Origin of the sequence: Acinetobacter tjernbergiae DSM 14971 = CIP 107465 (assembly GCF_000374425.1) — a bacterium.
Taxonomy (GTDB): Bacteria; Pseudomonadota; Gammaproteobacteria; order Pseudomonadales; family Moraxellaceae; genus Acinetobacter; species Acinetobacter tjernbergiae.
The window spans coordinates 1-11,366 of the sequence record NZ_KB894377.1 but is presented as its reverse complement, the minus strand read 5'-3'; the positions used below and the strand labels follow the sequence as shown (position 1 = coordinate 11,366).

Here is an 11,366-nt window from a genome sequence, read left to right as displayed (position 1 = left end):
AAAAAAGACAACACGTGTTGTCTTTTCTGTGAATCCATTAAAATGATTTATACTTTGGTAGCTTATCATGTGGTGTTGCTAAGCATTGCGCTGTAAATTTTTGCTTCAATTGTTCACGTTCTGCATCAGGATTTGCCTTGAGCTGGTCAACAGGTAACGCATATACCGTCTCAATAATTTCAAAAATAAATTTACGTGTTGTTTCATCTTCAATTTTAGTCGCATGTTCTATTGCTTGCTTGTGTTCAATTCCATTTTGGCGATCTAAAGTAATTGAACGTGCTGCATTCCCCACACTTACACAAAAGCCATGCCACTGTTCTGCCGGAGTTAATGGTTTTTTATCTGCACAAGCAACGAGAACCAAACCTATTGCAATCAATAAAACTTTCTTCATCATCATACTGCGACTAATTTGATGCACACATCATACTGAAACTGGTTAATTTTGCAAAAAGAAGCTTTCAAATCTGTATGGCTCGTAATAAAAATATACAAATCATTTACTACAACGCATGTTATTTCCGATTTTTAAACATTTTCCCCCATTTGCTGACAGATAGGTATTTCCAGCAACTAAATTATAATGCTTACCTTTTGCATCCCAACATCTCACACCATTACAATTTTTGACAGCGAAAAGTATTTCCGTTGATGCTGCTAATTTCGGATTCATTGTTACTGTATTTGCTGCTACAACTTTAGTTGTTGAAGTATTGGTATTTACCGTATTTTTTTGTTCTTTTAAATTCGATACTGATGATGGATTTCCAGTCGTCGTAGACGATATTGCATTAAGATTTTTCTTGGTAGGATCAAGTTGTGGGTCTTGTTTTTGTTTAGGTGGTGGTGTCGCAGAATAAGTGGTAACGCCTTTTGCATCTACCCATTTATAATACTCTGCTGCATTTACTTGAGATACGCAATTGAGTATCCCCAAACTAATGATTGCCAAAAACTGGCTAAAAGTGACAGGTTTCATCCCATTCCTCCAAAAAATGTCATTAAATCTTTAAATTTCAATTACTTAATAAAATTTTACCATATTTTTATTCTAAAATATCTACAAATAAAAAAACCTGCTCCATCTTCATAGAAACAGGTTTTTTGTTGACCTTAAAAGCGCCAATTATAGAAAACGTCTATTGCTCGCTCTAAAGACTGACTCGCTTCCAAATATAAACGGCGATTCATTTGATAACGTAGGGTCAATTTATTTACTGGGGTAAATACACCAATACCATAACGAATAAAAAGATCTGGCGTGATATAGCCTGTCAAACTGACCTGTGTATCATCACCAGTTCCTTGTGCATCAAGTGCTAAACCACTTAAACCAAAGGTTCGACCAATTTGATTGGTTAATGCCCGCGTTCCACCTAAGCCCATACTAATACCAGCTGCAGCAATTGTGTTATTCACATCAGACTTAAAGCCTTCTGTATTACTCAAACCACTACTTCCTTCATTGATACGTCCAGTCACCAATGCATTCAAAGCCTCTTGTTCTGATAATCCTGCATCATTATAAATTTGAATATTAGGTACAGTAGCCGTTCCTGTAACGCGTAAGCCAACCATACTACCTTGAACAGATTTATTGGCATCAATATCTAAGGTTGGGTTAGCTAATGGCCCATTAAAACGAGCAATCGCACGATTTAAATCAAGACTTTGACCATAGGCCTCGATCTTCACTTTTTGACTGACCCCAATCGCACCATTTGCACGCATCGCCGTTTCTAAACCACGTTGTGATAAATGTAACCGCCCAACCAATGGAATATTACTTTCAAAACCTTGGAAAATAACTTGATTCCCCAAAGTCAAAGTCATATCCGCCCGTATATCCCACGGTTTTGCTGCCTTTAATGTTGCTAACAAATCTTGTCCTTGTTTAACGACACGAACGTCTGGTGAAACATTCACAACCACAGCTGTTGTTTCAGGCATAGAAATACGCGCACGAGGTACATCAATCGTTCCTTTCAAACTCAATCGTTGATCCAGTGGGTAAACATCCAAACTTAAATCAGGTTGTACAATCGCAGTAATCATTGGGGCTTGACGAATCAATAGATTATCGCCTTTCAAAGTTAATGCAAGATGTGGATCATCCTTCCAATCAAAACTTCCTTTTAAACGACCAACACCTTGTCCACTATTAAATGCACCATCAATACTGGCTGAATCTTGGCGAATAGATGAGTAAAGCTGAATATTATTTAAATTAACAGGCAATGAAATCATGCTGATCGCACCATCTTTTAAGCGCATTTCACCTGTAAATTGTGGTTGAGTTAGTGTTCCATTGACTTTTCCAGCCAGTGCTAATGTGCCAGCCATTGAACGTACATCTTTAATAAAGGGTTTAAAGACTTTGAGCTGAACATCATCGAAAGCGACTTCACCACGCATTGGCATTCCATTCTGGAAAGGATTCACAATCACATTGGCATAACCCGTACCGATATCTGGTGTTTTCATATCCACACGAAATAACAATCCATCACTGACACTTTTGGCAATTAAACTTAATTCGTCATACGTGACAGTTGTCGCGATATCTTGCGGATCATCCGCTGCTAAACCTATTTTACCTTGACGTGTAACCAAGCGCGCATCAAGTTTCGGACGACTATCGACAGCCCATGTCGCTCGAGCATAGCCATTTAGCTGACCTGTAACCGCCAGCCCCTCAGGCATAAATGCAGCAAAGTCATTTAAATCTAAATTCTTAGTAATGATAGAAAAATTACCTTTTGCCTTGCTAATTCGTGCAGATTGATCAAGACAGACCTGACTACCTAAACTCTGCCAACAATGTTGTCCAATATATAATTCAGACTGAGCGGTAGAATATATGATCGGTGCGCTTTGATTTTGGACTAGATCAATAAGGCGTGATTTAAAGTGACCTTTTTGTAGTTGCCCTAACCAATCATTGTTTTGGTTAAAACCACCTGCAAGCTGTACATAGAAGTTAGATTGACGATTGTTACTTTCAACTTTCAGTACATGGGCTTTACGTGTACCCCCCAAGTTGATTGTTGCATCTTCAATTTCACGATTGCCGCTACGCAAATGATCAACTTTCGCAATCAACAAGGTCGGTGTCGCTTCTGAAGTTGGCAATTCACCTTGAATACGTAGCGACCGAATACTTGCCAATTCGTTGAATGCAAAATTATCAACAGCGATATTTGCGGTTGCCTTTAAACGTGGTTGCGATTGAACATTTAAGCTTCCATATGCCCGACCTTGCAGACCTGGATAAAGTTCATATAAGGCAGGTGCATTTAACTTAATTTTTAAGCTTTGTGCATTTCCTGTCGCTTGTAATTGATTTTGTGCATAGGCAAAAAATAAATTATTGGCTTCAAACTGTTGTGGTAAGAAACCTTTTTGATTGGAATCTAACAATAACGAGAGATTTCCACGTCCACGAATAGGTTTGTTATTGAGAAAACCTGCTGCATTTAGATCACGAATATCAATACGTTTAAGCTTCTCAGACCAAATACCTTGTGTTTTAACATGCCCCGAGAGTTCACCTTGAACACTAGAAACAAAATATTGCGGTTTAAAGCGTACCAAGGATGCATTGATGTCCCAACCTAATTTGTCTTTTAGGTTAATAGCACCCGTAGCAAAAACCTTACCTGCAACACCATCATGCTTTAGTTCATTGATTTTAATGTACTCAGGCGTACCTGCAATATTGATTTTTAACAAGCCATTGCCTTGGTTCAGAGCGTTGAGTGAACCATCGTAACCCACTGCAAAACTTTTAAAACCACCACCCAACTTTTGATCATTAAATAATAACGCCGTAGTACTTTTGCCTTTTAAAGCAACAGTTTCGACACGACCCGATTGAACAATCTGACCTTTTAAATCAATCCGTTCAAGTTGGATAATTTGTTGATTTGGTTTTGCAAAACCCGTTGCTTTGATATCGCCATTCAATAAATTGACAGGTGCAGCGGCAACCACCGTTTGGGGATTAAAATTCTCTGCTTTAAGCTGTGCCTGCCATGTAAGTTGTTGCTTTTCTGTTGGTAATTTAACTTTAGCCTGCCCAGATAAGCTACCTTTTAGCGCTTGATAACGAAAATTTTCGACATTAAGAAAATTGGCTTTTAAGTCAAGACGAGCATCATATTGACCTGTTGGCAATAACGCTTTTTCATGTGGTTTGATAGTCGTAGAAACATAGATATTTTGTTGACCTTGTTTTAATGCAATATCGGTATGACCTTCGTCACTACTCAACCAACCAATATATGGCACCGCACGATCTATATCTTTCCAAGCAACATTTAACAGCATTGGCTGTGGTTTGTGATCTTTAGATGCAGCTTGATTTAATTTGACAGCCCAAGTTTCATATTGATCAAAAGCAAGCTGTGCATTGAGTGCCAAACCTTTTTCCATTGACCCAGATGAACTCAGATTTGCATCCAAATTAGGCGGTAAGAAATCCTGAGCAATTTTCGGCACAGTCTTATCTTTGGGATTCAAGCGATCTAAACGCCCTTTAATATCCCATGAAACATGTTTATGCCAATTCACTAAACCTTTGAGAGCAACAGAGCCGCCCATTAACTGACCATTAAAATCTTGAATATTCAATTGATTCTTTAAGTCAGTATCCATTAATACATTATATTTGCCTTCTGGTATTTGTTCGCCTTTCAAATCAGTATCTAGGCTTAAAACCAATTTTTGAATATCACCATTGAATCGTGCAACGCCATCTTTGGCAAATAACTTCTGTTCTTTCAACAAAGGTAAATGATAGTTTTTGAATATTAATTCACCTTGCATTGGGACATGATCACGTACAGGATGTATCACCGCCCAGCCTGTGAGCAAATCAGGCGTTTCCGTCGCAACACCAGCCTTTAATGTATCTAATGAGCCTGCTGCAACTACCTTAATGGTATGAATATTTAAGCTTTTTAATGATGGAAGCGTCAGATCAGCTTTCGCATTGATTGGATATTTCCCACTAAAATCCATTTGCCCAGTGGCATTTTTGACAGCCAAATAGCCCATATCCATTTTAGAGTCTTTAAACGCTAATTTTGTTCCAGACCACAAAGCATCTTTGAGATAAATATCATTAAAACCGACTTTTGCTGTTTGAGTCTTAATTTCAAGATGGTCTAAGGTCGCTTCATCGACACGCAATATAAATGGAAGTTTGATCGCACTAAAAGCGAATGGTTGACCCGATGGTGGTTTTTTATTAATAATTTTTAAGTTTTGGACATCAGCATGACTTAAATGTATTTCTTTATTTAGGATAGCTCTCCATCCAAGAGAAACATCTGCTCGATCTAAAGAGACATCAACCGCTTTCAATTGAACTAAAATGTTTTTGAGGATGATCCCTCGGAGCAAATTTCCACCTTCATATTCATAGCGAATCATTTTCTGACTTTGTAGAACACGATCTAATAGGAAGCGACTCCCTTTATCAGTAGAGATCATGACAATTAAAGAGCTCACCAATAATAAAAGTATGATCAGCAAGATCAGCGCAATACTACGAATAATGCGCCGTTCTTGTTTTGGTTCAACTGGTGGTGTTAGTTGCTGTTCTACTTCCGTCATAATCAACCTGAAATTGTTTGACCTTCTCGAAGGGTTTTTTAAAAATTATTAAAGTTGTGGACCAATGAAAAAATGCAATCGAATTGGATTGTTATCATTTGAAACTCCTGAAGCCACATCTAATCGAATTGGACCAATTGGTGATTTCCAGCGAATCCCAACGCCAATACTATACTCCGTCGGATTACTAAACTGTTTATCATAGGCATTACCAAAATCTGAAAAAATTGCCGCGCGCCAACCATCTTTAAACTGATAATTATATTCTAAAGAGCCAACCCCTAAGGCTTGCCCACCGATTTTAAAACCGTTTTCTTCTGGTGATAAACTTTTATAATCAAAACCACGTAACGACTGATCTCCACCTGTAAAGAAGCGTAAATTATAAGGTACTTTGCTAAAGTCATCCGTAAAAATATAACTTGCATCCCCACGCCCTACAAATTGATGATCAGCATTCTCGCCTAATGAATAAATAAACCGCCAACCTGCCGATACAATTGCCATATTCGCGTCTGAAAGTAAGGATTCTGTACCCAATTCAAGTTTGTATGTTTGTTTAAAGCCAATTGTTGGATTCAACCGTGAATTAGAATTCGTTTTCGATGCTTCATAGCCAAATAATAAAGACTCTTGCTCAGAATCTATTCCTGAAACTTTAAAGGCATCAGGAAGTTCATCTATATTAACATCACCTTTTTTTGTCAAACGGTCTAAACGATAACGTAAGCCAATCGTATGTTGCCAATCACCAAGCGGATTTTTAATGACGCGCTCTCCACCCAATACCGCAGATTCCACCAATAAATTTATGTCTGGCCCAATATCATCACGTTCTTCACGCTCATAACCCCCAACAAGGTTAAAATAATCATTTAACGGATGTTTATAGGGAATACTATAACGTCCATCTATAGATTGACGAATTTGCGATACCTCAATATTGGCATCAAAAGCATGCCCATATTTATTCACAATTGCACGGCGATATTGGCTACGAATACGTGCTCCTGTATCTGTGCCATAACCAAGACCCGTTTCTAAACTATTCAATCTATCAGCGTTTAATGTCACAACAACTGGGATTTTTTTCTCAATTCTAGTTTGCTCTTCAAGCTTTTGACGTTCATCGTCATCATCTTCATGCTCATGTGCTAAGGGCATACTACGTGCCAAAGCATAGGCTTGTGGCGCTTGCCCACCTGAGAATTGTGATTCATCCACAAGATCCTGAGTGACTTCTTGATCGGAAGTAACTTTTTGACGTGCCAATTCAGCTTTCTGTTGGCTATTCAACAGTTGCGATTGTTGAATTTTTTGTTGATCAACCAATGCTTGTAAATCTGGTGCTAGTTCCAAAGGGGGCTGGATTGGATCAGGTTTAATCGTATCCACTAAGGTATAATTAAAATAACGAGTATTGGTCAAGTTATTTGCTAGAGCATTCACACGCCAAAAAGCATAATCATCACCGTCTTTCCAAGGTGCTAAGCTGTCCAAAACTTTTTGAGTTAATGGTAGGGGTTTACTTGGATCGCTCATCCGATATTCAACTTGTTTCAGTTTATATCGCTCGCCTGTCTCATATTTTAAATTAACATCAGCTACTTTTGCAGGTTGGCTAATTTTAACATCATGTAATTTCCAAAAAGCATCAAAGAAACCATTGTCTGTTGCTGCACTTACGATCTTGTTCTTGGTCGTTTCATACTTACCATGATTAAAAATATCACCTTCGTCTTGTTCAGGAACCAATCGAATCACTTGGAATTGAGGTAGTTTTTCACCCATTCCAGAAAATTCTATATTTTGCTCTTTGATCACAATTGGTTCATTCGGCGTAACATTAACTTTAACCTTAATATCACTTACTCGTTCAAATTTAAACTCAGCATTATAATAACCCACGGCTTGAGCAGCTTGGTTGGTTAATGATCTTAATTGCGGTAAAGCAACATTAAAATCTTCAAAAGCTTCTTGAGTAAAACTCGAAAGTTTCGCTTTAATATTAGCTGCTAAAACAGGCGGTGCTCCAACAATATCTGCAGTAATACGTGGAACTTTCTCAACGTTTAGTAAGTTTTCTGGGTGAAAGCGATTCCATATTTTCCTAAAAAATCCTACTTTTTCAGCTTGCGACTCACTTTGTGTTTGAAATGCAGCTAATGTTCGACCTGTTTCATTGGCTTCAACAACAATTTTGCTGTCCGTTTGAATGTCCTGCATCAGTTGATCAATATTTATAGGTGCTTTACCAAGTTCTACAAGTTCCGTTTGAGAAGTATCACTCACTAAAACCTGTGGAGTTTTAGACATATTTTCTCTATACGCTTGTGCTTGGTTTTTTGCATCTTCTGCAACTCGAAAGATCTCATTTGCCATACTTTGATCAACGGTAATAACCGGTAAGTTTTCTAAATTATCTTGAAACTGAATTGGTTTTAATTCATTGATTTGATTGACTGCTTGTTCTTGTTGTTTTAATGCCAATAAACTATCTTTTTCAATTAACTTTTCACTAGATTGGTTGGTTTCTATTTTTAAATTTGATACAGCACTCTCTGTTAACTGTGGTGGCTGAACTTGATCAAGTGACATATCAATTGTTGCATTTTTGGACACATCTAAAATTTGTTCTTTTGCATAAACCACTGATACGCAAGAACTAATTAAAAAAGTACTACAAATAAGTTTATGAAAACTCTGCATTTTAAAAATTAAATGCATAGAATGGACAAGTAATAACTGTTTAAAATTAGCATTAGATAGCATGTAGAACTCTAAACTTATTTTTAATTTATCGTTTTTGACGGGTGAAATAACTTCAAATCTTTGATTTTCATCCAATCAAACATGAAAGTATCATACATGCATTTTATTGCATTTTTACAGTTCGTCACATTTTTTTATAAAACACAATGAAGTGAACACATGATGAAACAAGATGAGCAGTTAATGACCTCACGTCGGTTCGCACCGATGTTTCTCACCCAATTCTTTGGAGCACTGAATGATAATGTTTATAAGCAAGCACTTCTATTAGTTATTACTTATGGTTTGATTCAGCAGCAAAACACGCCTGTGAGTACTTTAAATAATCTAGCTGCACTACTTTTTATTTTGCCTTATTTTTTCTTTTCAGCAACGGCAGGGCAAATTGCTGATAGATATGAACGCTCACAACTCATTCGCTTCATTAAAATATTAGAAATTGTGATTATGCTTATCGGTTCAGCGGGTTTTTTACTGGGAAATTTATGGCTGCTATTATTGGCACTTTTTTTGATGGGAACCCATTCCACCTGCTTTGGCCCGATCAAGTACGCTATATTGCCTGAAATATTAAAACCGCAAGAATTAATGTCAGGAAATGCTTTATTTCAATCTGGTACATCAATTGCTATTTTGTTAGGTATGGTTTTAGGTGGTGCTGTGATTGCCACCTCTGAAGGTAATCTCTTGTGGATTAGTATTACTGTTATCACTATTGCCTGCTTAGGCTATTTATGTAGTCGCTTTATCCTCCCTCAAAAAGTGGCTGCACCTGACTTAAAAATCAATTGGAATTTTATACAAACCAGTTTAGAAACCTTAACATACGCAAAGCGTATTCCAGTCATTTTCATCGTTCTACTCGGCAACTCTTGGTATTGGTTTTATGGAGCAACCTATTTAACCCAAATTCCACAGCTGACATTGCAAAATCTTCACGCTTCAGAAAATGTTGTTAGCTTACTTTTGACCTTTTTTTCCGTTGGAATTGGTATAGGTTCGTTACTTTGCCGCAAAATAGGTGGCATAGAAATTAATATCAAAATGGTACCTTATGGAGCAATTGGCTTAACCATTTTTGCCCTGTATTTGGCAGCGAGCCTCTCGTTTGTACCTGAGCGTACGGGTGATTTACTCAGCTTAAAAGATATTTTTACTCAAGGTGCTGTGTATTACCATGTCATGCTTGCAGTCACTTTACTTGGGATTAGTGGTGGTTTTTACATCGTGCCACTTTATGCCATGATGCAAGCTTACTCCCCACGTTCTCATCGTGCACGTGTTGTTGCCGCAAATAATATTCTCAATGCGGTATTTATGGTTTCTTCTGCTATTTTTTCAATTTTGATCTTAAGTATTTTAAAAATTGATATTAAAATCTTATTCACGATTACGGCTGTTTTAAGTGCAATTTTTTCATTTTGGTTATTAAAACGCTTAAAACCTTTATTGGAAAATGCGCCGAATACTTTAGAGGATTAATATATGCGTCATTACACAGGTCTCGATAAACTTATTAATTCTTTCGATCAGGCTTTACGTAGTTTGGTGCCAGGTGCAACCACTGCTCAGCGGACGAATCCAGCAAATGATGAACCGTCACAATTATGCGTAAGTGATGCTCGCCATGTAGCAGGTTTAATGCGTGTCAACCATAGTGGTGAAGTCTGCGCCCAAGCACTTTATCATGGTCAAGCACTTACGGCAAAACTACCACATGTCCGTGAAGAAATGCAGCAAGCAGCCATCGAAGAACAAGATCATTTGGCTTGGTGTGAAGATCGTTTAAAAGAATTAGACAGTCATACCAGTGTTTTAAACCCTGTTTGGTATGGTTTATCGTATGGTATGGGCGCAATTGCAGGCATTGCAGGTGATAAGTATAGTTTAGGTTTTGTTGCTGAAACTGAACGTCAAGTCAGCCAACATTTACAGGAACACCTTCAACAACTTCCTGCACATGATGACCGTTCACGTAAAATTTTGGAACAAATGAATGAAGATGAGTTAAATCATCGTGATACAGCCTTAAAAGCGGGTGGCGTGGACTTACCCGTTCCAGTTCGTATTACCATGACTGCGATCTCAAAACTCATGACCAAAACAAGTTATTATTTATAAAATAATAAATAAAGGGAGCTATTTAAGATAGTTCTCTTTATTTTCTTAGATTAATTATCAACCAAGTTTCAATTGGATATAAGCTGATTTATAATTGACGATCTTAATAAGAACCACTTGTCTATCGTCTAATTTTCGAGCAATTCATTGATTCTTTTTTAGCAATTACATCTTTTGTAGACATGGTGTTTTTTGCTCAACAATATCTACTTTTGTGTGTTTTCGTTGATTTCATCAATATCACATCCTTACATTTCTGTAATCTGCATACCACACGAATGTTCTAATTACTGCTCTATATGATGAGCATGCATAGAGCTCATTACACGGCATGTAGAACATCTTATAAAAATAATTTTTAGTTGTATCTTTCATCTCATTTTAGGAATCTGTCAGTATTCATTTAATGATCAATATGATAATTATTAGGTTGATCTAAAAATATAATTGAAATTAACGAAGTCCACGCTCAGCTTTGAAACGCTCTAAATTCCGTACCGCATCCTGATAACGAGATTGCACTCTGCTACTATTGATACGCAAATCATATAAACGCTTGGTAGTGTCCAAAATCAACGTGTTTTAATCTAGAATAAAAATGGAAACGCCTGAGCAATAGACCTTAAATATGATCATAGAAACGATAAGCTATGTATGTACCCGTTGCCAATCAGCAAATATCTATAAGAATGGGCACAACCAAAGTGGGAATGCACAGTTCAGATGTAAAGATTGTGGTCGATCAAGTGTGCTCAAACCTAAAATCAAATACACAGAAGAGCAAAAAGAACTCATTATGAATACTTATCTTGAACGAGGTAGTTTAAGAGGCATGCAACGCTTATTTGGTG

Annotated in this window: 7 protein-coding genes and 1 pseudogene; 3 read left to right on the top strand and 5 right to left on the bottom strand. The window is 37.3% G+C overall.

What is annotated here, in order from left to right; translation table 11 throughout:
* Positions 1-37 precede the first annotated feature (37 nt).
* The 4 genes from C502_RS0115865 to C502_RS0115850 all read right to left on the bottom strand — a co-directional run bounded on the left by C502_RS0115865 (position 38) and on the right by C502_RS0115850 (position 8,394).
* A complete protein-coding gene (locus C502_RS0115865; protein WP_023274669.1) occupies positions 38-397 on the bottom strand; it encodes a hypothetical protein in 360 nt (119 codons plus the stop codon).
* 102 nt (positions 398-499) lie between these two features.
* Positions 500-982 (bottom strand): DUF4124 domain-containing protein, encoded by a 483-nt coding sequence (locus C502_RS0115860; RefSeq protein ID WP_018679769.1) that lies wholly within the window; start codon positions 980-982, stop codon positions 500-502.
* A gap of 134 nt (positions 983-1,116) precedes the next feature.
* Positions 1,117-5,622, bottom strand: coding sequence for a translocation/assembly module TamB domain-containing protein (locus C502_RS0115855; RefSeq protein WP_018679768.1), 4,506 nt, complete (start codon positions 5,620-5,622; stop codon positions 1,117-1,119).
* 48 nt (positions 5,623-5,670) lie between these two features.
* Positions 5,671-8,394, bottom strand: a complete 2,724-nt coding sequence (locus C502_RS0115850; RefSeq protein ID WP_018679767.1) for an autotransporter assembly complex protein TamA — start codon at positions 8,392-8,394, stop codon at positions 5,671-5,673.
* A gap of 159 nt (positions 8,395-8,553) precedes the next feature.
* Here C502_RS0115850 and C502_RS0115845 point away from each other — a divergent pair, with 159 nt between their 5' ends.
* A complete protein-coding gene (locus tag C502_RS0115845; protein ID WP_018679766.1) occupies positions 8,554-9,876 on the top strand; it encodes an MFS transporter in 1,323 nt (440 codons plus the stop codon).
* A 3-nt stretch (positions 9,877-9,879) separates the two neighbouring features.
* Entirely contained in the window at positions 9,880-10,515 is a 636-nt protein-coding gene (coq7, locus tag C502_RS0115840; RefSeq protein ID WP_018679765.1) for a 2-polyprenyl-3-methyl-6-methoxy-1,4-benzoquinone monooxygenase, read from the top strand.
* A 453-nt stretch (positions 10,516-10,968) separates the two neighbouring features.
* Here coq7 and C502_RS19670 read toward each other — a convergent pair.
* Positions 10,969-11,082 (bottom strand): annotated as a pseudogene (locus tag C502_RS19670) (DUF2799 domain-containing protein); the annotation flags it as partial.
* Positions 11,083-11,143: 61 nt separating this feature from the next.
* Between C502_RS19670 and C502_RS0115835 the strand changes: the two are divergent.
* The coding region (locus C502_RS0115835) for an IS1/IS1595 family N-terminal zinc-binding domain-containing protein (RefSeq protein ID WP_018678676.1) at positions 11,144-11,366 on the top strand (223 nt) is incomplete at its 3' end.

What these genes read in the sequence shown, in the direction of transcription:
- C502_RS0115865 (WP_023274669.1), bottom strand. Translation starts at nt 397, where the DNA reads ATGAAGAAAGTTTTATTGATTGCAATAGGTTTGGTTCTCGTTGCTTGT.
- C502_RS0115860 (WP_018679769.1), bottom strand. Translation starts at nt 982, where the DNA reads ATGAAACCTGTCACTTTTAGCCAGTTTTTGGCAATCATTAGTTTGGGG.
- C502_RS0115855 (WP_018679768.1), bottom strand. Translation starts at nt 5,622, where the DNA reads ATGACGGAAGTAGAACAGCAACTAACACCACCAGTTGAACCAAAACAA.
- C502_RS0115850 (WP_018679767.1), bottom strand. Translation starts at nt 8,394, where the DNA reads ATGCTATCTAATGCTAATTTTAAACAGTTATTACTTGTCCATTCTATG.
- C502_RS0115845 (WP_018679766.1), top strand. Translation starts at nt 8,554, where the DNA reads ATGATGAAACAAGATGAGCAGTTAATGACCTCACGTCGGTTCGCACCG.
- coq7 (WP_018679765.1), top strand. Translation starts at nt 9,880, where the DNA reads ATGCGTCATTACACAGGTCTCGATAAACTTATTAATTCTTTCGATCAG.